Annotated in this window: 20 protein-coding genes and 1 tRNA gene; 10 read left to right on the top strand and 11 right to left on the bottom strand. The window is 35.4% G+C overall.

The features are described from left to right. Positions 1 to 286: 286 nt before the first annotated feature. From Q4566_RS14730 to Q4566_RS14705, 6 genes are all read right to left on the bottom strand, one after another. Positions 287 to 360: transfer RNA gene (locus Q4566_RS14730), tRNA-Asp, on the bottom strand. Positions 361 to 507: 147 nt separating this feature from the next. Next, positions 508 to 1437, bottom strand: coding sequence for a DUF58 domain-containing protein (locus tag Q4566_RS14725; protein ID WP_303422786.1), 930 nt, complete (start codon positions 1435 to 1437; stop codon positions 508 to 510). 158 nt (positions 1438 to 1595) lie between these two features. Continuing rightward, the gene (locus Q4566_RS14720) at positions 1596 to 2138 is read right to left on the bottom strand and encodes a ClpP family protease (protein ID WP_303422777.1); all 543 of its coding nucleotides are present in this window, start codon (positions 2136 to 2138) and stop codon (positions 1596 to 1598) included. An 89-nt stretch (positions 2139 to 2227) separates the two neighbouring features. After that, complete coding sequence (gene trxA / locus Q4566_RS14715) at positions 2228 to 2545, bottom strand: thioredoxin (RefSeq protein ID WP_303422775.1); 318 nt, start codon at positions 2543 to 2545, stop codon at positions 2228 to 2230. Between the two features lie 500 nt (positions 2546 to 3045). Next, entirely contained in the window at positions 3046 to 7431 is a 4386-nt protein-coding gene (dnaE, locus tag Q4566_RS14710) for a DNA polymerase III subunit alpha (RefSeq protein WP_303422772.1), read from the bottom strand. A gap of 172 nt (positions 7432 to 7603) precedes the next feature. Continuing rightward, complete coding sequence (locus Q4566_RS14705; RefSeq protein ID WP_303422769.1) at positions 7604 to 8053, bottom strand: PA2169 family four-helix-bundle protein; 450 nt, start codon at positions 8051 to 8053, stop codon at positions 7604 to 7606. Between the two features lie 196 nt (positions 8054 to 8249). Between Q4566_RS14705 and Q4566_RS14700 the strand changes: the two genes are divergently transcribed. The 3 genes from Q4566_RS14700 (at position 8250) to rimM (ending at position 10787) form a co-directional block, all read left to right on the top strand. Next, positions 8250 to 9314, top strand: coding sequence for a lactonase family protein (locus tag Q4566_RS14700; protein WP_303422766.1), 1065 nt, complete (start codon positions 8250 to 8252; stop codon positions 9312 to 9314). Between the two features lie 98 nt (positions 9315 to 9412). Then, positions 9413 to 9928: a 30S ribosomal protein S16 gene (locus tag Q4566_RS14695; protein WP_303422763.1), complete on the top strand. Its 516-nt coding sequence runs from the start codon at positions 9413 to 9415 to the stop codon at positions 9926 to 9928. Between the two features lie 331 nt (positions 9929 to 10259). Continuing rightward, the gene (gene rimM / locus Q4566_RS14690) at positions 10260 to 10787 is read left to right on the top strand and encodes a ribosome maturation factor RimM (RefSeq protein WP_303422760.1); all 528 of its coding nucleotides are present in this window, start codon (positions 10260 to 10262) and stop codon (positions 10785 to 10787) included. 79 nt (positions 10788 to 10866) lie between these two features. On the opposite strand, the gene Q4566_RS14685 is transcribed toward rimM, so the two are convergent. Further along, a complete protein-coding gene (locus Q4566_RS14685; protein WP_303422757.1) occupies positions 10867 to 11328 on the bottom strand; it encodes a DUF2383 domain-containing protein in 462 nt (153 codons plus the stop codon). 340 nt (positions 11329 to 11668) lie between these two features. Between Q4566_RS14685 and Q4566_RS14680 the strand changes: the two genes are divergently transcribed. From Q4566_RS14680 to Q4566_RS14670, 3 genes are all read left to right on the top strand, one after another. After that, positions 11669 to 12385, top strand: a complete 717-nt coding sequence (locus tag Q4566_RS14680; protein ID WP_303422754.1) for a tRNA1(Val) (adenine(37)-N6)-methyltransferase — start codon at positions 11669 to 11671, stop codon at positions 12383 to 12385. 108 nt (positions 12386 to 12493) lie between these two features. After that, positions 12494 to 13672 (top strand): acyl-CoA dehydrogenase family protein, encoded by a 1179-nt coding sequence (locus Q4566_RS14675; RefSeq protein ID WP_303422751.1) that lies wholly within the window; start codon positions 12494 to 12496, stop codon positions 13670 to 13672. A 197-nt stretch (positions 13673 to 13869) separates the two neighbouring features. Next, entirely contained in the window at positions 13870 to 17325 is a 3456-nt protein-coding gene (locus Q4566_RS14670) for a hypothetical protein (protein ID WP_303422749.1), read from the top strand. 485 nt (positions 17326 to 17810) lie between these two features. Here Q4566_RS14670 and Q4566_RS14665 read toward each other — a convergent pair whose 3' ends face one another. Continuing rightward, positions 17811 to 18128, bottom strand: coding sequence for a toxin-antitoxin system YwqK family antitoxin (locus Q4566_RS14665; RefSeq protein WP_303422746.1), 318 nt, complete (start codon positions 18126 to 18128; stop codon positions 17811 to 17813). Positions 18129 to 18506: 378 nt separating this feature from the next. Between Q4566_RS14665 and Q4566_RS14660 the strand changes: the two genes are divergently transcribed. The 4 genes from Q4566_RS14660 to Q4566_RS14645 all read left to right on the top strand — a co-directional run bounded on the left by Q4566_RS14660 (position 18507) and on the right by Q4566_RS14645 (position 23467). Next, positions 18507 to 19703, top strand: a complete 1197-nt coding sequence (locus tag Q4566_RS14660) for a porin (RefSeq protein WP_303422743.1) — start codon at positions 18507 to 18509, stop codon at positions 19701 to 19703. 71 nt (positions 19704 to 19774) lie between these two features. Then, entirely contained in the window at positions 19775 to 22108 is a 2334-nt protein-coding gene (locus tag Q4566_RS14655; RefSeq protein WP_303422740.1) for an inorganic phosphate transporter, read from the top strand. A 165-nt stretch (positions 22109 to 22273) separates the two neighbouring features. Next, positions 22274 to 22555, top strand: a complete 282-nt coding sequence (locus tag Q4566_RS14650; protein ID WP_303422737.1) for a pyrimidine/purine nucleoside phosphorylase — start codon at positions 22274 to 22276, stop codon at positions 22553 to 22555. 81 nt (positions 22556 to 22636) lie between these two features. Continuing rightward, entirely contained in the window at positions 22637 to 23467 is an 831-nt protein-coding gene (locus Q4566_RS14645) for an OmpA family protein (RefSeq protein WP_303422734.1), read from the top strand. A gap of 93 nt (positions 23468 to 23560) precedes the next feature. Here the strand turns inward: Q4566_RS14645 and Q4566_RS14640 are convergent, their stop codons facing one another. From Q4566_RS14640 to Q4566_RS14630, 3 genes are all read right to left on the bottom strand, one after another. Next, positions 23561 to 24130 carry an outer membrane beta-barrel protein gene (locus Q4566_RS14640; protein WP_303422731.1) on the bottom strand — a complete coding sequence of 190 codons (570 nt, stop codon included), beginning with the start codon at positions 24128 to 24130 and terminating at the stop codon, positions 23561 to 23563. A 29-nt stretch (positions 24131 to 24159) separates the two neighbouring features. Continuing rightward, entirely contained in the window at positions 24160 to 24741 is a 582-nt protein-coding gene (locus Q4566_RS14635; protein ID WP_303422729.1) for a DUF4136 domain-containing protein, read from the bottom strand. Positions 24742 to 24975: 234 nt separating this feature from the next. Continuing rightward, on the bottom strand, positions 24976 to 26766 hold the full coding sequence (locus Q4566_RS14630; protein WP_303422726.1) for a ribonucleoside-diphosphate reductase subunit alpha: 1791 nt from the start codon (positions 26764 to 26766) through the stop codon (positions 24976 to 24978). Position 26767 lies beyond the last annotated feature (1 nt).

Below are 26767 nucleotides of genomic sequence, written 5' to 3'. Positions count from 1 at the left end.
AGGTGTGAAAAACGTAGAATTCTTTCTTTTTAGATTAACTACAATTTTTGCATAAACACAACTTTTAGGAATGATCCATAAAAAACACATACAATTTAACTCGTAGGATATTAGAGATAGATGCCATTAATTATTTATTTAGGGAGGGAGAGAGAGAGTACAAATATATTTGTAGCAAACTTAGTGTTTTTAAATTATTATAAAAAACAACCATAAGAAAAGGCGATCAATCATTTTTAAACATAAAAAAAGCCTTAAATTTCTTTAAGGCTTTTTGCAATTTTAGCGGTCTGGACGGGACTCGAACCCGCGACCTTCGCCGTGACAGGGCGACATTCTAACCAGCTGAACTACCAGACCGTTGCGTTATTGCGAGTGCAAAGATACACGCCTTTTTAAATATCACAAACGTTTTTGAAACTTTTTTTATGAAATTTTAAAATTATTTTAAAACGATTTGATAATCAGTATTTTAAAATTTCAAATTTATTTATAAAAAGCTAACGATTAAGCGAATTTTTGACGCTCAACCAAATAAGTCGTTAGGATGTTATTAAAATCCTTATTAATATCGGCTTCAACATACTTAATTTTATACTGTGCGCACTTTAAGCGCAGGTTATTAAAGTAATTTTCTACCGCCTCACTGTAGCTTTCTTTTATTGAATCAGCATAAAGGTTAATAAACTCACCGGTTTCAACATCAACAAAACGCTTGGGCTTATTATCAAAATCGAAGTTTTGCTCCTTTTTCTTATCCATAACATGAAATAACACCACTTCATGCTTATTGTATTTTAAATGACGTAAGGCCTCAAAAAGTTTTTCATCTTCCTCTGAGGCTTGAAACATATCGGTAAACAAAAAAACCATAGACCGCTTATGAATCTTCTCAGCAACCTCATGCAAATACTTATAAGTTTCCGTTTGCTTATTTACAGGGTTTGAAACCGCAACCTCATCCAAAGTATTTAACAACATTTGATGATGACGCTCACTCCCCTTCTCTGGAGCATAAAAATCATAAGCATCACTATACACCGTAAGCCCAACAGCATCGCGTTGCTTCTTTAAAATCTGCATTAAAGCTGCCGAAGCCAGTACCGAAAAACCAATTTTATTTAAATTTCCTATAGAAAAAGACGGCATTTTAGGATAATGCATCGAACTGCTATTATCTATAATCAGGTGGCAGCGTAAATTCGTTTCATCGTCGTAACGCTTGGTATAAAGCTTTTCGGTTTTTGCGAATAACTTCCAATCGATATGACGCGTGCTTTCGCCTTGGTTATAAATTTTGTGTTCAGCAAATTCCGCCGAAAACCCATGAAACGGACTCTTATGCATACCAGCAATAAAGCCCTCAACCACTTGCTTGGCAAGAAGTTCAAGATTTTTAAAACCTTTAGCTTTATTAAGTTCGTTTTGTAGCATAATAGGTGCCCCACCTAGCCTCCCCGGGAGGGGAGGAACACGCATATGGGAATCGGTGTATTAAATATTAGTTCTATAGTTTAATCTGATATTCTCAATACTTTATTGGGAAAGAGTAAGAGTTCCCCCAACTGGGGGCTAGGGGGCTTCGGCCCGGCTTCCTATTTCACCCCATCAACAATCCCATATTCAACAGATTCCTCAGCACCCATCCAATGGTCACGGTTAAAATCTTTCATCACCTTTTCAAAATCTTGTCCGCAATTATCAGCTAAAATTTTCGCACTTAACTCTTTAGTAATCACGATTTCCTTAGCTGTAATTTCAATATCACTAGCTTGACCACGTGCACCACCACTAGGTTGGTGAATCATAACACGCGCATGTGGCTGAATAAAACGTTTTCCCTTTGCGCCAGCCGATAAAATTATAGAGCCCATCGAAGCCGCGAAACCAGTACAAATTGTAGAAACTTCACTATTTAAGGCTTTAATACAATCGTAAATCGCAAAACCAGACGTTACATAACCTCCAGGACTATTAATATACAATTCAATATCGTCACTACCTAAGGCGTCTAAATACATCAAGCGGTCAATCACATGCTTGGCCGATTTATCATCTACCTGTCCCCATAAAAACACTTTTCGTTGTTCTATAAATTTGCTATCAATAGCATCTTGCACTTTTATTTTATCGCTCATCTTAATTTTTAATTTTGTTCTAAAATAAAAAAAGGTTCACCATAATGGCAAACCTTTTTAATATTCTTTTATTTAAATAGACTTTTAGACTATAATAAGGCGTCTATAGCTTCAGTATAAGCCGTTTTAGGCGCTACACCCACTTGTCTTCCAACAACTTCTCCGTTTTGAAACACTAAAACAGTAGGAATATTACGAACACCATACTTAGCTGCAAATTCTTGATTTGCATCTACATCTAGCTTTCCAACAACAGCTTTACCATCGTATTCATCACTAATTTCTTCGATGATTGGTCCAACCATTCTACAAGGTCCACACCATGCAGCCCAAAAATCAACTAAAACTGGTTTATCACTTTTTAAAACCGTTTCTTCAAACGTCGCATCTGTTATTTCTAATGCCATAATATTTATATTTTAATCTGTTTTACTTCAATATTAAAGTACAAAATTAGTCAAAAAAAACTCTAAAGCTTACAAACCGTCAATTTGTTTTCCTTATAGCATCATCAATTCGTACTATAAAAGGCTTTTTGGCGCATAAACCAGGCTATCCGCTCTATCTTTTTTGTCTTAAAATTCACGTTTTTTATCAGGCCCCAGTATTCAAGTTTATAAAAACAACTTCTTACGAAATTCGCTTTACACAAAAAAGGATGCCGCTGCTATCCTTTGCGCGGTGCTCGGTTTTAGTTAAGCAAGTTCTTTTTTTCAACTACTTACCTTGACAGCACCCGTTAAAAACGAGCGCTAGCCTGCAAAACGTAAAAAATCTGTGAAAATCTGTGTAATCTGTGTCTAGCAAACCCTCCGTGAATCTCTGCGAAACCTCAGCGAACCTCCGTGTAATAACCCTCAAGACTAAACTCCAAAAACCAACAACTAACAACCATTAACCAAAACACCTAATTCAACTTAAACTTAATATATCTAGCTTCCAATTCCGAAACCAACTCCTGACTCACCTTCACCTTTTGGCGTCTACTCGGCATGGATATTTTTACTTTGTCTTTAGTATCATAAACATCAAAATTAAGTGTTTGATTTCCAGGATGCATGTGTAACAAATCCTTTAAGTCAATCACTGTTTTATCATCTAAATCATTAATATTTATTTGAATGGATAATTTTTTAGCATAATTCTCCATGACATCATGCAACAGCTGAAAACTATTAAACTGCAATCTCGGGTCACTCTTCTTTCCAGTATCTTTATTCACCCAACCTTCACGTACAAAAGTCTTCACAAACACAAAATTATTATGCATTAAAAAGTGTCTGAATTTCAAATAATCTTCTCCAAAAATTCTAAACTCGTAGCTGTCAAAATAATCTTCAATAGTAAACATTCCCCAGCCTTTCCCTTGCTTGCTAACACGGTGCTGCACATCGGTTACTACACCTCCAAAAACCAGCTCCCTATTCACATAAGGATCTATATTTAAGAACATGCCAACGTTAGCATTACAAAAGGTTTTCATTTCGGTTCTAAAATCATCCAACGGATGCCCCGAAATATAAACACCAACCACTTCGCGTTCTTTACTGAGTTTCTCCATAGTCCCCCAAGACTCGCAAGGCGGCACTTCGGGTTCAGCAATTTGTACTTCGCTGGCTTCACCAAATAAACTTACCTGTGCCGAATTTTCATTCTCTTTATGTTTTTGAGCGTATTTAATAGCTTTCTCTAAAAAGGTAATCCCATCACCATCATCATGAAAAAACTGCGCGCGATGTGTATCACCCAAACCATCAAAACCACCTGCTAAAGCTAAGTTTTCAAAGGCTTTTTTATTGGCAGCACGTAAATCAATACGTTTAGCTAAATCAAAAATCGATTTATACGGCCCTTCCTCACGGTTATCAACAATGGTCATAACGGCACCATGCCCTACTCCTTTAATAGCCCCCATTCCAAAACGTACCGCACCATCTTTATTAACCGAAAACTTATAATAGCTTTCATTTACATCAGGCCCCAGTACATCAAGCTTCATACGCTTACATTCCTCCATAAAGAACGTCACCTGCTTGATGTCATTCATATTATTAGAAAGTACTGCCGCCATATATTCCGCAGGATAATGCGCCTTACAATAAGCTGTTTGATAGGCAATCCAAGCATAACAAGTGGAGTGCGATTTATTAAAGGCATAACTCGCAAAAGCTTCCCAGTCCTTCCAAACTTTCTCTAGAATTTTAGCATCATGCCCATTAGCACTGGCCTGCTCGATAAACTTAGGCTTCATTTTATCAAGAACCGCAATTTGCTTTTTACCCATGGCCTTACGCAAGACATCGGCTTCACCCTTTGTAAACCCAGCAAGACTTTGAGACAAGAGCATTACTTGCTCTTGATATACCGTAATACCATAAGTTTCCTTAAGGTATTCTTCCATGGCTGGTAAATCGTACTCGATTTCTTCGTCACCATGCTTACGTCTAACGAAACTTGGAATATATTCCATCGGCCCCGGACGATACAAGGCGTTCATGGCAATTAAATCTTCAAAAACCGTAGGCTTTAAATCACGAAGGTGTTTTTGCATCCCTGGCGATTCATACTGAAACACACCAACGGTTTCTCCGCGTTGGAATAACTCGTATGTTTTCACGTCATCTAAAGGGAAACTATCGGGATCCAGTTCAATACCGTGCTTGGCTTTTACTATTTTAACGGTATCCTTAATTAAGGTTAGCGTTTTTAATCCCAAGAAATCCATTTTCAGCAATCCTGCATCTTCCACCACCGAGTTATCAAACTGGGTCACATACAAGTCGGAATCCTTCGCCAAAGAAACGGGTACGAACTTGGTAATATCGTCTGGGGTAATAATCACCCCACAGGCATGAATTCCCGTATTCCTAACCGAACCTTCTAAAGTTCGGGCTAAATTCAAAGTCTCCGCTGGTAAATCACTACCATCAGCAATATTTAAAAGCTCGTTTACTTTTTCTAATTCTTCAGCTCTAAATTTAGACGCCAACGCCTTTTCATCTAAACCAAATATTTTATTCAGCTTAGACATATTCGGAATTAACTTGGCAATTCTATCGGCATCAAAAAGCGGTAAATCCAATACACGTGCCGTATCTCGAATAGATGATTTTGCAGCCATGGTACCATAAGTAATAATTTGTGCCACTTGACTTGACCCGTACTTATCGATTACATAATCCATGACACGACTTCGACCTTCATCATCGAAATCAATATCAATATCGGGCATACTCACACGATCCGGATTTAGGAAACGCTCAAAAAGCAGATCGTACTTCATCGGATCGATGTTGGTAATCCACAAGCAATACGCTACTACCGATCCTGCTGCAGATCCACGTCCCGGCCCCACCGAAACATCCATATTTCGAGCCTCTCGGATAAAATCTTCAACAATCAAGAAATACCCAGGATACCCCGTATTTTCAATAACGCTTAACTCAAAATCGAGACGTTCTACCACTTCTTCCGAAAGGGGCTCGCCGTAACGTTTTTTGGCACCTTCAAAAGTTAAATGCTTTAAAAAGGCGTTTTCTCCTCGCTTTCCGCCGTCAATTAAATCTTCATCATGCTTAAATTTTTCAGGAATATCAAAGGCAGGTAATAATACATCACGGGCTAATTGATAAGCCTCAACTTTATCAACAACCTCCTGAACGTTCGAAATAGCCTCAGGCACATCCTTAAACAATTCCTTCATCGCATCGCCAGACTTGAAATAGTATTCCTGATTTGGTAACCCGAATCTATACCCGCGTCCGCGACCTATTGGCGTCGCTTGTTTTTCACCATCTTTTACACACAATAAAATATCGTGGGCATTGGCGTCTTTTTGATCTTGATAATAGGTATTGTTTGAAGCAATCAGTTTGACATCATGCTTTCGTGCCAACTCAATTAAAGTTGGGTTTACACGATTTTCATCTTCTTGATTGTGGCGCATCAATTCGACATACAGATCGTCGCCAAACTCCTCTTTCCACCATAAAAGCGCTTCTTCCGCTTGAACTTCACCTACATTTAAAACTTTACTTGGTACTTCACCATATAAGTTTCCTGTAAGAACAATGATATCTTCTTTATACTGCTGTATTAATTTTTTATCAATTCTAGGCAAATAATAAAACCCATTCACAAAACCATGCGAGGATAATTTCGCAAGGTTATGGTAGCCGTTTTTATTTTTTGCTAATAGGACAATTTGATACCCGTTATCTTTTCGAGTTTTATCTAAATGATCTTCACAAACAAAAAACTCACAACCAATTATCGGTTTTATTTCCTTTGCTGTAACAGTAGCCCCTGTGGCTTCAGCTTCCTTAATTTTAGCTTGAACACCACTGTTATGTTTGTTTACCGCATTCACAAAGTGAAAAGCCCCCATCATATTGGCATGATCGGTTAGCGCTACGGCTGGCATATTATATTTGGCTGCTGCCGAAACAATATCGGCCACACCCATAGTAGATTGTAATACGGAAAATTGCGAGTGATTGTGTAAATGCACAAAATCAACTTCAGCTAACTCGGAAATATTTTGCTTTATTTCTTCCGAAGAAACCTCAACCGTTTGTGCTTTTTTAATGCGCTCAAGAATTTTAGCACTCTCCTTTTTAAGGTTGATGTGCTTTAACCCAATAAGCTGAATAGGCTCTGGGTTTTCCTTTTTAAAATTCTCGAAATAATCTGGCTCAACTTCAAGTTGCTCCTTGGTATATTCTTCTAAACGAATTAACTCTAAAAAACAACGCGTGGTTGCCTCTACATCGGCAGTGGCGTTGTGCGCTTCAGCAAATGGCTGATTGAATAGAAACTCATGGAGTTCGGTAAGCGTTGGCAGTTTAAATTTACCATAACGACCACCGGGAATTTGACAAAGTTCGGCCGTATGCTCTGTACAAGTATCTAAAACTGGTAATTCTTGTAACTGATTTTCAACATTACCACGTACAAACTCGGCACCCATAATGTTTAAATCGAACTTCACGTTTTGCCCAACGACAAACTTGGTTTTCCCTAATGCGATATTAAATTTTTCTAAAACCTCATCTAAAGAAACACCTTGCTCTTGAGCCAATTCGGTAGAAATACCGTGAATTTTCTCAGCATCATACGGGATATTAAAACCTTCGGGTTTCACCAAGTAATCCTGACTCTCGATACAATTACCCATGTCATCATGCAATTGCCATGCAATTTGAATACACCTTGGCCAATTATCGGTATCGGTTATGGGTGCATCCCAGCGTTTAGGCAATCCGGTAGTTTCAGTATCAAAAATTAAGTACATTCTTAAAGTTTAGATGTTTGTTATTAAGGCGATTAGAAAAACAAATCTTAGTCGTTAAAAATACGGAGAATTTACACTTTTAAAAACTGAACCTCTAAAAGTTGTAAACAAAAAAGCGGAGCTTTCAGTAAATTACTGAAAGCTCCGCAACTAGCTCAATTAATGATTTTGGTTAGGACACCAAGACCTCATGAACTTTTTCTGAATTAATCGCCGCTTGAATGGCTTTTCTTTGATTATTCAACATAATATCGATACTAGGAGGCATATTTCTATCTTTTAAGATTTCGTCATACTCTTTAAGGCTTTCTTCCTCACCGCGTATCGCTTCTTTTAAAACAATCTCGACGTCATTTGATGCTAAAAGCGTTCTTAAAGTCGTCCAGTTTCGATAAACAGCGCCTTTAAAACTACCGCCATCTTCAGGAATTTGACCATATCTTAAAATCTCGATTCTTAATGCTTTCGCAAAATCTCCACGCTCGATCGCTCTTTTCTTGAAGAACATTTTCAAGGCCGGACTTTCTACGGTTTCAGCAGCATTGAGATACCCTTTTTCGGCATCATAATTCTTGATTAATAATTCGTTTAATTTATTTGAAATTTCTTCAGTATACTTCATAATATCATTGTCATTTTTAAATTTCAATAGCTTCTTTAAAGATGTGTATTGTTTCACATCGTTTAGTCTAATATACCTTTAAACATAGGTGTTTCCAAAGGATTAACAGACTTTACAATAGATTTAAGAGTCATTAACAGAATAGGCACCATTATTAAGTTAATTTATATTAATTTTGTCTCTTAAATTTTAACACATGCACTACAAACACCTAATTTTATTAGCATTAGCTATTTTTTCAACAAAAAACTACGCTCAAAACATTCCACTTTACGTTGGAACCTATACCAATGAAGACGCCAAAGGCGTTTATCAACTTCAATTTAATACCGAAACTGGCACATTAAGCAAACAACAGTTAGCCATTGAAATTGACAACCCGTCTTTTTTACAATATTCCCCAGACAGAAAATATTTATATTCTACCAACGCAACCAACGATGGTTTTGTATCTTCTTACACCGTTAATGAAGATGGTACGCTAACGCTTTTAACACGCATGCGTAGTCATGGTGTTTTGCCTTGCCATATTTCTTTAAATGAAGCTGGCGATAAAGCTGCCGTTTCAAACTATAGAGGCGGAACCGTTGCTATTTTCCCTATTAATAAAGATGGGAGCTTAAATGATGCGTCTCAGGTTTTCGACCATAATTCCGAAGGAACAAAATCACACGCCCACTCAGCACATTTCTTTAATGACGACTTATTTGTTGCCGATTTAGGGACCAATTCTGTTTTTCAATATGAACTAAAAAAAGGCGAATACAAATTGGATACCGATGCGATTGTAAAAACTAAAGACAACCCTGGCCCAAGACACTTCACTATGACAAAAGATGGTGAATTCATGTATGTTATTAACGAAATAGGCAGTAGCATTACTTCAATAAAAAGAAACGGTAACAAGTTTAAAGAGATTGATTTCGATTCTACCCTAGCGGAAGATTACAAAGGTGAAAATGCCTCGGCAGACATTCATTTATCAAATGATGAAAAGTTTTTATACGCTACAAATCGTGGCGAAAATGCCATAGCTGTTTTTGAAAGAAACACTAAAAAAGGAACTATTGAAAAAGTTCAAAATGTTTCAGTTCACGGCGATTGGCCAAGAAACTTTGCTATGGATCCAACAGGAAACTTCCTTATAGTGGCTAACCGCAGAAGCAATAACTTGGTTGTTTTCAAGATTGACCAAGCTAGCGGTAAACTAACCTATTTACAAGAACATAAAACGCCAACGCCAGTTTGCTTACTTTTTTAACTTTTCAATGTGATTAAACCTCTGAAAATTAAAAAAATATAGTATCTTTGCGCCCTTATTAATAACTCGAGGTCGAGTACCTCACATAATTAATTATTATGCCTGTAAAAATTAGATTACAAAGACATGGTAAAAAAGGGAAACCTTTTTACTGGATCGTAGCAGCTGATGCACGTTCAAAAAGAGATGGTAAATACTTAGAGAAATTAGGTATCTACAATCCAAACACAAACCCTGCAACAGTTGAATTAGACGTTGACGGTGCTGTACAATGGCTACAGAATGGTGCACAACCAACTGATACAGCTAAAAACCTTTTATCTGAAAAAGGTGCTTTACTAAAAAATCACCTTGCTGGTGGTGTTAGAAAAGGTGCTTTAACTGAAGAGCAAGCAGAAGCTAAATTTACTGCTTGGTTAGAAGAAAAAACAGGAAAAGTTCAAGCTAAAGTTGATGGTTTATCTGAAGCGCAAGCTAAAGCTAAAGCTGAAGCACTAGCTGCTGAAAAAGCTGTTAATGAAGCAAGAATCGCTGCCGCTGCTCCTGTAGTAGAGGAAGAGGTTGCTGAAGAAGCTCCTGCTGCTGAAGCAGAAGCATCTAACGAAGAAGAATAAAAAACAAAATTTTTTATACTTTTAAACTCCGATAATTCGTTATCGGAGTTTTTTGTTTAATAGAACTTTTTCGAAGTTCTATTAAACAATTCCCGCGAAGGCGGGAATCTCATAAACAGAATTAATAAGAAGACTGTTCATAAAGAATTTAATCCGTCATTCTGAATTTATTTAACTGCGTTGAATCTTCGATTTCAGAATCGCGTCATATTGATAACCAGTCATTATGAGAACCTGAATCAAGTTCAGGTTGACGAAAACTTTACTTTTAAGACAGTGAACTTAAAAAAATATTTCCGCCTTCTCGGAAATGAAAAAAAATAGATTTTCAATGAAAAAAGAAGACTGCTTCTACCTAGGAAAGATCATAAAAAAATACAGTTTTAAAGGCGAGGTTCTAGCCAAACTAGACACCGACGAGCCTGATATTTACGAAAACTTAGACGCTATTTTTATAGATTTAAGAAACAATTTGATTCCGTTTTTTATTGAAAGTTCACAACTTCATAAATCGGAACTCCTACGTATTAAATTTGAAGAGGTAGACACCGAAGCCGATGCGGATGCCATCATGAAAAGTGATTTATATTTACCACTTGACACCCTACCTAAACTAGAAGGTGATCAATTCTATTTTCACGAAGTTATAGGTTTTGCCATTGAAGATGTGAATTTTGGACCTGTAGGCACCATTACAGGAATAAACGATTCTACAGCTCAAGCCCTTTTTGAAATTGACCGCGATGGCTTAGAGATCTTAATCCCTATGAATGATGAGTTTATTGTAAAAGTAGATCGCGATAATAAAACAATTATAGTAGAAACCCCCGAAGGGCTAATTGATTTGTACTTAGAATAAGTTTCAGCACATTTACCGTATAAAAAAGTCCAACCTAAATATTTAGGTTGGACTTTTTTTTTAAGATTAATTCATCATCTTATTGAGCAAAAGCAAATAATTCTTGCCTTTCAATAACATCTTTAGAATCTTGAATAATATCGCGCTGTTTAACTAATAGTTTACAAACAGAAAGCGGCAAACCTAACATTCTTAATAATTCATTATACTTATTAATTGCCAAACTCTGCATCTCTCTAACTTCATTAATAAGATTCTCTTCACCATCATTTAGTAGCACAAAGTTTCTTACATTCATCCAAAATTTAGAAAGCTCGGAAGAAGCTTGAATGCCCACCTTATTACAGGAGCCGCCAAGATTTAATATTTCTACTTTTAAAGCCTCAGAAAACTCTTTTCTTTTAAGACTATTAGTTCTAAAATAATATTTCAATTCATCGTCTGTCACCTTATCAACAAGCTCAAGGTATATTTTCTCAACCTCTTGATTCACCATCAAAAGACCGTTCAAATTCATTAATATTCTTTTGTTTTTTTTCATAGCTATTATCTTTTACGTTCTTAAACCAACCATCATAATTAGGGAGAGAGAATAATTGGTCTAACGCAAAAATAAAGAGGCCATTTTAGCTAAAAGTTAATTTAACAGTGTTTTAGCTGAATTTTAAGCAATTTAACAAGCTAAATAATACAAAATTAACAAAGTTTAACATTACAGACATTCAATAGTAATCAATTTGAGTATGCCTTGATTGCATTAAGCATGCATTTTTTCTACTTATAAAAACGAGCTATTCAAGTATTAAACTAGAATTATTAAATCAATGAACCCCAACTTAAAGGGCATAATTTCTTAGTTTTACCACAGAATCAAAATAAGCATGTCGAAAAAGCCATTCATTTTTAAACAATTTAAAGTTCAGCAAGACCAATGCGCCATGAAAATTGGTACAGATGCTGTTTTACTAGGCGCATGGGCATCGGTAAACCAGCAACCTTTTTCAGTTTTAGATATTGGTACAGGAACGGGAGTTTTAGCACTTATGATTGCCCAGAGATGCCATGCTGAAGTTATTGATGCTTTAGAAATTGACGATAAGGCATACGAACAATGTGTTGATAACTTCGAACAATCCGATTGGGGTGATCGCCTTTTTTGTTATCACGCCTCTTTAGAAGAATTTGTGGATGAAATTGAAGATAAGTACGACCTTATTGTTTGCAATCCACCATTTTATGCTGAAGATTACAAAACCAATGACAACACAAGAGATTTAGCACGTTTTCAAGACGCGCTTCCCTTTGAACATCTAATTTCAGGAGCCTCAAAACTACTTTCTGAAGATGGTATTTTCACTGTCATCATCCCTTATAAAGAAGAAGCCCGATTCATCAAATTAGCTTCAGAAGAAAAACTTTACCCCAACAGAAAGCTGCACGTTAAAGGCAACCCAAACTCTGAAGTTAAACGTAGCCTTCTAGAATTTTCTTTCCGCGAAAGCGTCATTAAAACGGACACGCTTACTATTGAAAATCAGAGACATGACTACACCGAAGATTACATAAACTTAACAAAAGATTTCTATTTAAAAATGTAGAAATACAGATAAGATTGATTAAATTTGAGTGGAAAACTACTAAAAACAATGAAAATCATCATTTTTTTATTGTTTTCTTAAATTAACCCTCTTTTTAATTTCGTCTTTATGCGTCCAGATTTATTTGAAGCTCCAGATTATTACAACTTAGACGCGTTATTAACAGATGAGCATAAACTGGTTCGCGATGCTGCTAGACAATGGGTGAAACGCGAAGTCTCCCCTATTATTGAAGAATATTCTCAAAAAGCAAAATTCCCAAAACAACTTATTAAGGGACTTTCTGAAATTGGTGCTTTTGGCTCTTACATACCTTTAGAGTATGGTGGCGCAGGTTTAGATCAAATTTCTTACGGACTCATCATGCAAGAAATTGAACGTGGTGATTCTGGTATTCGTAGCACAGCATCGGTACAATCTTCGCTAGTCATGTACCCTATTTGGAAATACGGCAACGACACCCAACGTAAAAAATACCTACCAAAATTAGCTAGTGGCGAATGGATGGGCTGTTTTGGCTTAACAGAACCAGACCATGGCAGCAACCCTAGCGGAATGGTTACAAATTTTAAAGATAAAGGAGATCATTACCTATTAAATGGTGCCAAAATGTGGATTAGCAATGCGCCTTTTGCCCAGGTAGCTGTTGTTTGGGCTAAAGATGAAAATGAGCGCGTTTATGGCTTAATAGTTGAGCGCGGCATGGAAGGCTTCACAACTCCAGAAACACATAATAAATGGTCGTTACGCGCTTCGGCAACTGGCGAATTAATCTTTGACAACGTTAAGGTGCCAAAAGCGAACTTATTACCCAACAAATCTGGATTAGGCGCTGCTCTTGGTTGTTTGGATTCCGCGCGTTTTGGTATTGCTTGGGGCGCCATTGGAGCCGCTATGGACTGCTACGACACAGCTCTACGATATAGCAAAGAACGCATGCAATTTGGAAAACCTATTGCGCAATTTCAGTTACAACAAAAAAAATTAGCTGAAATGATTACAGAAATAACCAAAGCGCAATTGTTAACTTGGCGCTTAGGGGTTTTAAAAAACGAAGAAAAAGCAACATCGGCACAAATATCTATGGCCAAAAGAAACAATGTTGAAATGGCTATTAATATCGCTCGAGAGGCACGACAAATTCTTGGTGGTATGGGGATTTCTGGAGAATATTCTATTATGCGCCACGCCATGAATTTAGAAAGTGTGATTACTTACGAAGGCACTCACGATATTCATTTACTTATAACTGGATTAGATATTACAGGGCTCAATGCTTTTAAATAATAACAAACAAAATGATCTATTTTACTTACAATTTATATTTATCTTCGCTATCTACCCCAACGCAATCGTTTTCGATTAAATTATATAAAACAATTATACATAAGACTGACTTTTGACAGCTTTTATAAAAGTTTTACATCCTAAATTTGTTTCAGAATAAGAGTATTATATTCACAGAAAGTAACTTTTTATACATCATGCAAGAAGAATCAAGAAAAGACATTATCCAATTTACTAACTTACAGTTAGCCTCCCTTTGGTTACCTACTTTTAAGGATAAACCGGATAGTAAAGTCAAATTTTGCAATCCAAAATTTGAAGAATTAACAAGTGGAATCGTAAAAAACGTACAAGCTAACTCGCGACTTTTAGCGACGCATCACTCACCTGCAGATTCTCGTATTCAAAATTTTTTAAATGACTATTTAAAAGACGTGAAATTTGAGAAATCTTACGTTATTCCAAACAACACGCTTATTCTATCAAGAAAAGGACAAGCAAGAGAAGTAAGTTTACCACCAGATGGTGATTCTTTCAAAAGCAATCAAGTTACTTCTAATAGAATAAAACAAGGGATTTTAAACAATCCTTTACACGATAAAAGAACAACAAAAGGAACCTTTCATATTGTTGAAGGGCCACTTCCTGTACCATTAGATAAAAAAGAAGTGCCGAAAATTGCATTTGCACACTTTTTAAATGCAGCTTTCAACCCTTCAAACGAATTAAAGAACTTGCCTTTCACGTCAAGTCAACCAGAAGAAGAGCAAGCTAAAACTATGGTCTCTATGATGCTTAGACCAGTAGTTTGCCCAGAGGTTAAAGGTGTGATTTCAGAAAAATCTCTAGAAGTTCGTTTCTTTGCTCCTGGCAGCTTAGTAAGTAATTTAGATTTCGTTGAATCTATCTTCGGAAATGCTGGTGACCCACATTTAGCACTAAACGATGCGGCATTAGATACAGAACATTGGACAGGTCATACAGGTTGTATCATTTTAGCCCCTCAGTTATTAAAGCTAAAAAAGAAAGATGTTGGCTTACCTCATATTGATGATGCTACAGAGCGTCAAAAAAATGACGGCATGTGCTGGGAAAAAGAAGATGAACTTTACAACGATGGTGGTGCTTTCAAAATTACTTGTAGAGATGACCGTGGTGTAGTTGTTACAATTATTGCAGACAACTACTACGGGTACTCTAAAAAAGAGATTAAAACACAAATTAGCTATTCTGCAAACCTTTATGGTTTAGTAGAAGAAGAGCACGCTGGTGGAGCAATTGCTTTTGCAAGAAGAGTTATGGGAAGCACTCTAGACGGTAAAGACTATACTAATTTCCACCAGAACAAACACAGTTTTGAAGGTGTAAAAACATTATTAGGTGATCGTATTGACGTGCAACCTGAAAATTATGCGATAGATAAAAAATACCCTAATATTATATACATTCCAGAAGATGCTTATGTGAATACAAACACAAACAGCATCACTTGGGAGCATAACGGAAAGGAAGAAAAATTGATTCTTTCGCCACGTAAAACTTATGTACACCCAACTGGAAATAAATTTAGATTAGAAAAGCATAACTCTATAGATTTATGGCGTATTGTAGATACGTTTGCAGAAGGTATTTTTTGCCACAAACCTTGTACGGTTTCAGGAGGAGGAAAATCTGAGATTTCAAAATCTATGCAAAACGCTATCACATATAGCACATTTAATATTCAAGATATTGATGAAGATTTCAAAAAAGCAGATGAAATCATTGAGTTTGATTACACCACACGTTGGAAAGTAAAAGACCCAAACCGACCTAAAGCAAGACCTTTCTTAAGTGAAGAAAGAACCTTAAGTTCTGCTGTAAAACTATTAACGCCCTCTGATGAGAATTCAGATGAGTTCAACCAAATGCTGGAAGACATCCCTGTACACATTAGGTCGTTAGTACTATTTGTAAAACGTTTATACAGACAAGCACGTGGTGTTTTAAACTGGAAAGATTACATGTCTGTTGAAATTATTAACGGTGAAAACGGTACAGGTCTTTTACACAACAATACACCTGTAGTTGGTAGTTATGTACGTATTGGATTTAATCAAAAAGGAAACTGGATGCTTAACAAGTTAAGATCTGATTTTTCTCCTTGTGAAAAAATTCAAACTGAAGATGATATTACAGCCTCTATTACTTTACCAAGACAAGAACTTAAAGACTTAAATCCTGAATTCACTAATAAAAGTGTCAAAGTAGTAACAAACTGTGAAGCGCATCTTTTCCAAAGACCTGATGAAGCGGTTGTAAGAGGTTATGATAAAAACGCCGAATTAGACATTGTTACCGATGGTCGTTTCTTAACCAATTATGAGTTATTGAAAAAAGCAGATGCCATTGAAATTTACAATGACACCATACATTTTGATAAATACACACAACCTGTAAAAGATTTCATTACAGAAATCGTACATAGTGATAAAGAAGAAGAGTATTTCGTGTTGCCATCACATACAAGAATTGTACAAGGAGAACCTACGAAAAACCCAAGATATTTAGAGCCTAACAAAAACGTAAGCGAGACAGAAGCTACATATTTGGCTGATGTTGGAGTACGTTTAGTGAGACAGATTAAATCTGAAGATCCTGTAATCAATGTTGTAAACGCTGTTTTACCGGGTAGAAGAAATAATCCTGCCGATAAAAAAGCTGGTATTCGTGCCTTAGCGGTTTATAACCCAATTCACTACCAAGAAACTCCAGAATTATTCATGGACTTTATTTGTAGTTTAACAGGAAAGTCTCCATCAACCACTGGAGCAGGATCAGAAGGCGCTCTTACTAAAGGACCTTTTAACATGTTAACACCAACAACAGATTTAAATAATGCTTTATTGTCACATATTTTAACTGAATCTGATGCCTTTAGTACTGCTGCAGGTTATGTTGGAGGCGACAATCAAGTAGATCATGATATTAGTTTATTAATTCCTGAAATTTGGGCACGTTTAGAGCCTTCAGATCGCGATCCTAAAAAACTAATTGCTAACGATTGTCTTGAAAAGCTTGAAGATTTTGAACATAACGGTGAAACTATTTTAGCAAGCCGTTTAGGATATAGAATAACGAAAACATTCTCTCATCTATGTTTAAATCGTTTATTTGACGAGCCTACTGCTGTGTTTAACGAAGAAATGTTAAAACCAGAATTACAAGGTCTTGAAGATTATGTAGATGGAATTAAAAATATTGTTGAAGCACAAGAAAAAGTAGCTTTACGTTATTTTGAAGATGGAAGTATTGATGCTGCTATCCCACCATTAAAGATTTTATTACACATGATGGCTTATGGTAATTACGAAGGTAAACCAATGAGTGATCCTGAATTAAGAAAATTCTTTGATAGAGATTACGTCTTAAATAGCGACTGGTACAAAGAAAGATTGGAGTTAAAACAACAAAAAGACATTCGTTTTTATGAATCACAAATCGCGTATTTGGAAACATTCATTACGAATATCAATAACGCTATAATTTCGTCAGAAATGAATATTGAAGAACGTCTAGAAGTTGTTAAACAACAATACAATGAAGTACGCTCTGAGGCCTACTTAGAAACATTAGTAGGTACAATTGGAGCAGATCCTTTATGCAGAAAATAAGACTTTTAAAAAAGTCATTTATTATGAAGTAAAAAGGTTCCTCATCATGAGGAATCTTTTTTTTATTCTAGTTTTTTGAACAGCTAGTTTCACGTATTTTACTTCCCTTTTAAAGCATCACACCAACACCCCCATTCCTTGGCTTCGAGGAATAAAAATAAAACTGAACAATTAACACGCCCCAGGGATTTATTATAAAGATTAATACTTTTTGAATAAACTTAGTAAACGTAATCAAAACTAAAGAGTAGCTCATTTCTCAGTTAACTGATTTTATCAGCCTCAATAGAACACACTAAAGCGACCTTAAAACTTACCCTTTCATGTTTTAACAAACTATATAACATTACTAATACACACTTAATGAATGAATAACATCGAATTTAATTATAAACCATAGAACTTCTAACCAAAATCTATTCCACAAAAAAAGCACCTTATAAACTATAAGATGCTTTTTTTGTATTTCAAAAGTTGTAATCTACTTAAAGAGAAGCAACGTTTTTACTATAATCTACTTCTTTAGCTTCACCATCAATCCAGTGAATCCATTTGCCGACTTTTTTTCCATTATCATAATTTGCAGAAACGATTTTTTTGCCTTCTGTGTCAAAGCTTAACCAAACACCTTGTAATTTACCATCTGCTGTGTAAGAACCTGTTTGGCTTACAACACCATTGTCATGATAATAAACAACATCTATTAAATTAGTGTCCTTATTAAGTTTTAAATCTCTCTTTTGTTGAGCAAAAGATACCACAGTCATTAATAAAGCAAAAAAGAATAAAATTGATTTCTTCATAATTATGGGGGTTTTAACATTATCTATCAAAGATACAAATTTATTAACGCTTAAGCAACATTTACATAACATTAAGTTAACATTATAATCACAACTATTTGATTTTCATGCATTTAAAACATTAAGTTTAACATAAGTTTATTAATAATTACATAATGATTTAGTTACATTAAAAATAAGTAGAACATTGATATTTGCAGTGTCTTAAGACAAAATAGTATTTCATATAATTTATTAGTTTTTGTCGACTACATTATCATGATTTCTAGGAAGACTGCCTTGGCCAAGGCAGTCTTTACTGTTTTTAAACCTTAACATTAAGGAAACATTAAATTAACATTAAAATTAGTTATTTGCATCCGACAAAAACTAATTTACATGAATTTTAAACTTACCCTTCTCGGGGTAACCATGCTTGTAATCACTTCTTTAAGTGCACAAGAAATAAAAACCGGGACATTTGGAAAAGGCATTTTCCACGTGACAGGTAAAGACAGTACTTTCACTATGAATTTCGCCGTTAGGTTTCAACTTTTAGGCTATGCTAGCTGGAAAGAAAACCAACCCACCGAATTAAGTGTTCTCGTTAGACGTTCAAGATTAAAGCTTGATGGTTTTGTTTATTCTCCTAAATTAAAATATAAATTTGAAGCTGGTTTTTCCAACAGAGACATGTCTGGTGGATCCGATGATTTTACCCATGGCTCACCAAGGTTTATTATGGATGCCTATGTGGACTGGAATTTCTACAAAAACTTAGTCCTTCGTGCGGGGCAAGGCAAACTCCCAGGAAATAGAGAACGTATTATATCATCTGCAAATCTTCAACTCGTAGACCGTTCTTTACTGAATGGTAAATTCAATATAGATAGAGATATTGGTTTTCAATTAAAACACTTTTTTAACCCTACCGGAAAATTAGTAGTCAGGGAAATTTTTTCTATATCACTAGGTGAAGGCAGAAACGTGACTACTGGAAACATTGGAGGACTTCAATATGTAGGGGGCATAGAAGTTTTACCTTTCGGAAATTTTATAGGAAAAGGCGATTATAAAGGTGGCGACTTAAAAAGAGAGCCCTCTCCTAAATTAGCTGTTGCAGCAAGTTATGAGTTCAATAATGATGCCGTAAGAACCCGCAGTAACCAAGGAAAATATATGCTAATCGATGACAACAGTGGCTTGTTTAAAACTAACATAAACACCGTGTTTATTGATGGTATGTTTAAATACAAAGGCTATTCATTTATGTTTGAATACGCCAATCGTAATGCTGATGATGCTCTTGCTAAAAACTCTGACGGAACACTTACCGGGGATATCATTGAAACAGGAAATGCCTTAAATCTTCAATCGGGTTATCTTTTTAAATCTAATTGGGAGGTTACTGGTCGCTACACAGACTTAAATATGGATAGTATTACAATGCAAAATTCCAAAGATATGTATACCTTAGGAATTTCGAAATATATTGTGGGTCACAAATTGAAAATACAGAGCGATTTTAGCTACATCAAAACATACGGTGGAACCAATGAAATATTGGCTAGATTACAAATGGATGTACACTTCTAAAACATAACAATTACGTAACACAACACACATATATACTCATGATATTTGCAAACTTATTTCAATTAAATACTATGGATAACATCTATTTATACATGATTATCGCATTAGCCATTTTAGCCATTGCCGATTTGGTTGTTGGCGTTAGTAATGATGCGGTAAACTTTTTAAATTCAGCAATAGGCTCTAAGGCTATCTCTTTCAAAACCATTATGATTGTGGCCAGTTTAGGAGTAGCAGTTGGTGCTGTATTTTCCAGTGGAATGATGGAAGTTGCCCGAAAGGGAATTTTCAATCCTGGAGAGTTCATGTTCGACGAGATCATGATCATATTCCTCGCCGTAATGATAACCGATATACTCTTATTGGACTTTTTCAACTCTATAGGTATGCCAACTTCAACTACAGTTTCGATTGTATTTGAATTACTTGGCGCAGCTGTTGCTATTGCGTTAATAAAGATAGGACATGACGGAGGAAATTTTTCTGACGTTATAACCTATATAAACACATCCAAAGCCACACAAATTATATTCGGAATCCTCCTTTCGGTGGTCGTCGCATTTTCCATTGGTGCCTTAGTGCAATGGTTTTCCAGACTTCTACTATCCTATAATTTTGAAAAGAAAGCCAATTGGGTAGGTGCTTTATTTGGTGGTTTTGCCCTAACAGCGATTACCTATTTCATTTTCATGAAAGGTTTAAAGGGAACCTCATACGCGAGTCAACCTTTCGATATATTTGGAGGAGATACCATGAGTCATTTCCTTGAAACTCAAGTTTTCGCTATTGTATTAGGAAACTTTGCTTTCTGGTCTTTACTTTCTTATGCCTTAATTGAATTCGCTAAATCAAACATCTACAAATTAGTAATTATAGCAGGAACTTTTGCATTAGCCTTAGCTTTTGCTGGAAACGACTTGGTAAACTTCATTGGTGTTCCCGTAGCCGCTTACAATGCGTTTAACGCTTGGTCGGCATCTGGGGTGCCAGCTACCGAATTCTCAATGGGTGTATTAGCTCAAAAAGTACCAACAAATAACTGGTTACTTTTTATAGCTGGAATGATTATGGTCTTAACCCTTTGGTTCTCAACAAAAGCTAAAAACGTAGTAAAAACATCATTAGATCTTGCTAGCCAAAGTGAAACTAAAGAACGTTTTCAGCCAAATTTCCTATCAAGAACTTTTGTACGCTCAGCTGTGTTAATGTCGCAAATAACAGCATACATGCTACCAGAGTCGGTACAACGAAAAATTGACAAGCAATTTGAAGCACCAGTAATTAAGGTATCAAAAAATAAAAAAATTGAATTACCAGCTTTCGATTTAGTAAGAGCAGCTGTTAACCTAATGGTTGCCGCAGTTTTAATTTCGATTGCGACATCATATAAATTACCACTCTCAACAACATACGTAACATTTATGGTGGCTATGGGTAGTTCTCTAGCTGATAGAGCTTGGGGAGCAGAAAGTGCCGTGTACCGTGTTGCTGGTGTAATAAATGTTATTGGTGGTTGGTTTTTTACAGCGTTTAGTGCCTTTACAGCCGCTGCTTTAGTCGCTTATTTGTTAAACCTGAACATTAGTGTTATGTTCCCTATCTTATTAGTTTTAGCTTTTGCATTACTAATAAGAAGTTCTATTGTTCATAATAAGAAAAGTAAAGAGGTAAAAGCTGAAGATAGCCTTACCAGAGCAGAAAGCAGCTCCATACAAGGTGTTATTCATGAAAGCGCTAACAATATTGCTAATGTTGTAAAACGTGGAAACAAAATTTACACCAACTCTATTAACGGTTTAGCGAAACAAGATTTAATAATGCTTAAGAAGAATAATAAGCAAATCGTTAAGCTCTCTGAAGAAGTTGATGGCTTGCGTGATAACATCTTCTATTTTATCAAAAATTTAGATGATTCTAGTGTTGGAGCAAGTGATTTTTACATCAATATTTTAGGTTACCTACAAGATATGACCCAATCTTTAGAATATATTTCTAAAGCCATACATAAGCATGTAAATAACAACCATAAAAAACTTAAATTCAATCAAATTAAAGAATTGAAAGAAGTTGATGTGGTCTTAGAAAAATTGTTTAATGATACGAGGTCAGCTTTTGAAACACAATCGTTTGATGAAATCTCAGTGATTCTAACAAAAAAATCATCACTATTTGCTTTAGTTACTGAAAAGATTCGTAAACAAGTTGAACGCACGCGAACTGAAGAATCTAGTCCAAAAAACACAACGTTATATTTTAGTTTATTACTAGAAACTAAAGATCTATTAGTTGCTACAATGAACCTGTTAGAAGAATACGACAATGCCCACGACAGCTCGGTAAAACCAGCTAAATTAACGGAAACAGAACACGTAAACACTTTAAAATTAAAAGACGAAGAAGAATAAACTTTACCTTTTAATCTCTTAAAAAACACCTATAGATAGCACTTTCTATAGGTGTTTTTTATTTTAGCACACTCACTTATTTTGAAAAAAGAGTCGATATTTTCGTTCAAAATATTAAAACGCTTTACCTTTACGATCGTTTAAAACTAAAAAAATAAATAATTTATGATTTCAAACAATGCGTACTTTGACAACAATGTAAAATCTTTAGCTTATACAACTGAGAAAGGAAGTTCTACGTTGGGTGTTATGAATCCTGGAGAATATGAATTTGCTACTTCTAAGCATGAAACTATGCGAGTTATTGAAGGACAGATGGTTGTTAAATTACCAGATGCAACAGAATGGGCCACTTTTAATGCAGGAGAAGCTTATGAAATTGATGCTGATAAAAAATTTCAAGTAAAAGTATCTTCTCAAACTTCTTATTTGTGTACTTATAAATAATAGCTTTTCTAAGAAATTTTAGCACTTCGTAATCTATAGCGCGATTCTATACGTAAATGGAATTAAACTAAAACTTTAATTATGAAGAAAATTTCGATTGTACTACTCGCTGCACTAACTTTATCATGTGTATCTAAAAAAAAGTATATTGCTTTAGAGCATGAAAATGGAGAAATAAAAAGCGAACTACAAAAAACGAAAGTTGAAAAAGAAGATTTAGAAGCTAAATTTGCACAAATTGAAGAACGCGTAGATTCTTATAATTCTAAAATCACCTCTTTACAAGCTGAAAATGATACAAAACTAGACGTTGTAGAAAACGGAACAGTAATTTCAAATGATGCTAAAGTTAAAATGCGTGAAACATTGAAAAATGTTGATCCTGCAAAATTAAGTCAAGCCAAAACTCTTAAAGATTCAATGAATTTGGCTGTTTCTTACAATCTTGAAAAAGTAATAAACGCTTCCGACTTAAATGATGATGAGGATTTTGGAGTAAATATCGACGGTACTGTTGTAATGATTTCAATTGCTGATGATATGCTTTTCAACACAGCTAGTTACAAATTAAGCTCTAAAGCAGATTCTTTATTGCAAAAATTAGCTGACGTTATCAACTCTGAAGAAAGCTTAGACGTTATGGTTGAAGGTCATACAGATGCTAGAACTATAAACACTGTTAACATTGCAGATAACTGGGATTTAAGTGTTTTAAGAGCAACATCGGTTGTTAGAAAGCTACAAGATAAATATAACGTGGCTCCTGAAAAATTGATTGCTTCTGGTAGAAGTAGTTACCAACCTTTGGTTGATAATGATTCTTCTGAAAACAGAGCAAAAAACAGAAGAACACGTATTATCATTCTTCCAAATATTGACAAATTTTTCGCTTTAATGGCAGACGAAAGCTAAAAGCTATTTAATACAAAAAAAAGGCTCGTATAAATTTTTATACGAGCTTTTTTTATGCACAAATTATAGCTTTGTTGAATAAGCTAAAACTATTTAATTGTTCCAGGTAACACCAAGCGTAAGTGCTAGATGAGATAAACCTTCTAAATCACCAGACTCAACAGCATAGTTATATCTTATAGCTGTACGAAAACTTAAACCGTAGTTTATTTTATAATCTAAACCTGCCTCTGGACGCACACTAAATTGCCAGGCATCATTTTCTAATGTATAAAGGCCAAGGTCTTGTTGTTTGTTGTTATACATTGCTCCAATACCTAAAGATACAAAGGGTGTTAATTTTTTCGAATTACTAAAGAAATAACTTCCTGTTGCATAAATTGGCAGGCTATTTATATAGTTAAAACGATATGCTGTAATAGTCTCAGTTCCTGATGTGGTGGTTACTTTACCCAATTCATCATAAAAAGTCTGCAAACTAGCACTAACTCCAATTCCAACATTGCTATTTAGCATGTGTGTATAATCAAAACCTACACCTCTAAAACTAGTAGGGCATGTAAAATCTGCCGTTTCACCGGTAGGAACGCCAATAATATAATTAAGGCTATATTTTTCTTGTGCCAATGTCGATAAAGAACATGTTATTAAACCGACAAGCATTATAAATTTAAATTTCATAGTATGTCTTTTTAATTGTTAAACGGTGGTTGATTAAAAGCTTGATCTAGATTTGAAGTCACTCTACTAATGATATTATTTTGCCCACCTTGAAGTAACCCATTTAAAGCACCTAACCATACCACGGGCACCTCATCATCAGCACTAGTACCATCAGGATAAGTCATTTGTACAATAACAGACCCTGTACTATATCCACTAACATAACCTGGTGAATAACCTGGATAATACCAACCCCATCCTGGCCCATACCACGGGTAATACCAATCCCACCACCAAGGGTTGTAGGCGATATAAGTATCATCAAAAGCCCCTGTTACAAGAACAACATCTGCATTTTCTGGAGCAACCTTTGTCCAACCTAAAGCATTTAAATTACTAATTAGAGTCTCTAAAATAGCACTACTATAAGGTTGATCAATATACACTGCATCTCCTTCAGAGCTTTCATCAAGATCTAACACCTTATCAGGTATGGAATACGTGTAAGTTGCACCAAAATCGAATTCTGGATCGTAATTGGTGTAAAGGGCATCATAATCTTCAACATATTCACCGCCTTCAGGATAACATCCAAAGACAAGTAAACACATTGCGGATAAAAAAATTAACCTCTTAAACGAAGTCAACTGTTTGGTTTTAAAGGGATTCATTTTTAAGGGTTTTAAGATTAATAATTAAAAGAAGTACACATGCTATAATACACCTATACTGTATTAAAATACTCATAACAAATATAGTATAAATCTAAAAAATAAATTGCACCACAAAAAAAGACGCCTAAAATAAATTTCAGACGTCTTTTTTTAATGCAGGACACTTAGTGTTTATCCTTCGCAACTCGCACATTCTTTTTTCTGCTTGAATTTTTGTGCTGCATTCATACTATGTTGGTAATACAAGGATTTTAATCCAAGTTTCCAGGCGGTAACATAGATATTATTAATATCTTTTACAGGCATATCTGGATGTACAATAATATTTACCGACTGCCCTTGATCAATATGATTTTGGCGGTTTGCAGCTTGATATACTATCGCTAACTGATCGATTTCAGAATAGGTCTTAAACACATCACGCTCCTGTTCGCTTAAGAACTCTAAATGTTGCACTGAGCCATCGTAATCACGAATGCTTCGCCATACTTCTGGCGTATTTTCGCCCTTTTCTTCTAACAGTTCTTCAAGGTATGGGTTTTTTATCGTCGTTTTAATTTTAGCGATATCTTTCACATAAATATTAGACCAAATAGGCTCAATACCTTGTGAAACCTGACCTAAAATAAATGCTGAGGATGTCGTTGGTGCAATAGCATTTAAAGTAGCATTTCGTCTTCCGTAGCCTTTTAAAACTTCTGGCTCACCATATAGTTTTGCTAATTCTTCAGATGCCTTGTATGACTTCTCTTGAATTAACTTAAAGATTTTACTATTTAAATCATAAGCTTCAGCACTATCAAAACCTAACCTTTTAGACTGTAGTAAAGAGTGCCACCCTAAAACACCTAATCCAAGGGCACGGTTGCTTTTTGCAAAGTTATAAGCACGCTCCATAAACATGAACGTTTGTCTATCTTCTAAAACAGATGAATCTCTATATACTTCAAGTTTCTCAACAAACTCAGTAATAACAGCATCTAAGAAATACACCATCGTTTCAACAGCATCGGTGTCTTTCCATTTATCATAATGCAATAGGTTTACTGAAGAAAGCACACAAACAAACGACCATTGGTCATTTGATGGAAGCATAATTTCAGTACATAAATTAGAAGCTACAATTTTATGATTATTCTCTTTATAAACGTCAGGCGCTTGGTTATTGGCATGGTCTTTAAAGAAAATATACGGATAACCTATTTCACCACGACGTTGTATCACTTTAGCCCAAATCGAGCGTTTATCGACATCACCTTCAATCATTTCTTGCATCCACTTATCGGTAACGGAAACACCATGAGTAAGTTCTTGAATGGAATTCCCTTCGGTACCAATTTCTAAAAACTCATTAATATCTGGATGTTCAACTGGTAAATATGGAGAAAAACGACCTCTTCGAACAGAACCTTGACTAACCACATCGACCATTTTTTCAAAAAGTTGCATGATATGAACGGCTCCAGACGACACGCCATTATTTTTAACCGGCGCACCTCTATGGCGTAAATTACCAAAGTAACCTGAAGTTCCGCCTCCTAGTTTAGACATCATACCAACTTCTGATTGGGTGTATAAAATATTCCCCATATCATCAGCAATATTAGAACCAAAACAACTAATTGGTAAGCCTCGTTTTTTACCAAAGTTAGACCATACTGGCGATGCTAAAGAGAAAAAACCTTCACCCATATATTTGTAAAACTTATCGGCATAACCATCAATTTGCAAAATTTCTTCAGCACGGTTTGCTATTTCACGAATACGTGCTTCAGGGGAAGTACCATCAGTTAAGTACCCAGATTCTAAAAATTTTCGACTATTTTCAGTAAGCCAATTAAATTCTGGTTCACTTTCTAGTTGGGTTGCTTTTTTTAATTGCTCTTTTCGAGCGTTTACTAATTGATCGTAGTTAGTTGATTTTTCGTTTTGTGTTTCTTGAAGGCTGGTTTGTTCTTTCATA

The sequence above is a fragment of the Tamlana sp. 2_MG-2023 genome, assembly GCF_030548465.1.
In the GTDB taxonomy this organism is placed as follows: Bacteria; Bacteroidota; Bacteroidia; order Flavobacteriales; family Flavobacteriaceae; genus Pseudotamlana.
This window is presented reverse-complemented; position numbering and strand designations above follow the sequence as displayed.

Bases quoted from the DNA above. Each gene is read 5' to 3' on its own strand.
- Q4566_RS14720 (WP_303422777.1), bottom strand. From the start codon at position 2,138: ATGAGCGATAAAATAAAAGTGCAAGATGCTATTGATAGCAAATTTATA.
- trxA (WP_303422775.1), bottom strand. From the start codon at position 2,545: ATGGCATTAGAAATAACAGATGCGACGTTTGAAGAAACGGTTTTAAAA.
- dnaE (WP_303422772.1), bottom strand. From the start codon at position 7,431: ATGTACTTAATTTTTGATACTGAAACTACCGGATTGCCTAAACGCTGG.
- Q4566_RS14705 (WP_303422769.1), bottom strand. From the start codon at position 8,053: ATGAAGTATACTGAAGAAATTTCAAATAAATTAAACGAATTATTAATC.
- Q4566_RS14700 (WP_303422766.1), top strand. From the start codon at position 8,250: ATGCACTACAAACACCTAATTTTATTAGCATTAGCTATTTTTTCAACA.
- Q4566_RS14695 (WP_303422763.1), top strand. From the start codon at position 9,413: ATGCCTGTAAAAATTAGATTACAAAGACATGGTAAAAAAGGGAAACCT.
- rimM (WP_303422760.1), top strand. From the start codon at position 10,260: ATGAAAAAAGAAGACTGCTTCTACCTAGGAAAGATCATAAAAAAATAC.
- Q4566_RS14685 (WP_303422757.1), bottom strand. From the start codon at position 11,328: ATGAAAAAAAACAAAAGAATATTAATGAATTTGAACGGTCTTTTGATG.
- Q4566_RS14680 (WP_303422754.1), top strand. From the start codon at position 11,669: ATGTCGAAAAAGCCATTCATTTTTAAACAATTTAAAGTTCAGCAAGAC.
- Q4566_RS14675 (WP_303422751.1), top strand. From the start codon at position 12,494: ATGCGTCCAGATTTATTTGAAGCTCCAGATTATTACAACTTAGACGCG.
- Q4566_RS14670 (WP_303422749.1), top strand. From the start codon at position 13,870: ATGCAAGAAGAATCAAGAAAAGACATTATCCAATTTACTAACTTACAG.
- Q4566_RS14665 (WP_303422746.1), bottom strand. From the start codon at position 18,128: ATGAAGAAATCAATTTTATTCTTTTTTGCTTTATTAATGACTGTGGTA.
- Q4566_RS14660 (WP_303422743.1), top strand. From the start codon at position 18,507: ATGAATTTTAAACTTACCCTTCTCGGGGTAACCATGCTTGTAATCACT.
- Q4566_RS14655 (WP_303422740.1), top strand. From the start codon at position 19,775: ATGGATAACATCTATTTATACATGATTATCGCATTAGCCATTTTAGCC.
- Q4566_RS14650 (WP_303422737.1), top strand. From the start codon at position 22,274: ATGATTTCAAACAATGCGTACTTTGACAACAATGTAAAATCTTTAGCT.
- Q4566_RS14645 (WP_303422734.1), top strand. From the start codon at position 22,637: ATGAAGAAAATTTCGATTGTACTACTCGCTGCACTAACTTTATCATGT.
- Q4566_RS14640 (WP_303422731.1), bottom strand. From the start codon at position 24,130: ATGCTTGTCGGTTTAATAACATGTTCTTTATCGACATTGGCACAAGAA.
- Q4566_RS14635 (WP_303422729.1), bottom strand. From the start codon at position 24,741: ATGTGTTTACTTGTCTTTGGATGTTATCCTGAAGGCGGTGAATATGTT.
- Q4566_RS14630 (WP_303422726.1), bottom strand. From the start codon at position 26,766: ATGAAAGAACAAACCAGCCTTCAAGAAACACAAAACGAAAAATCAACT.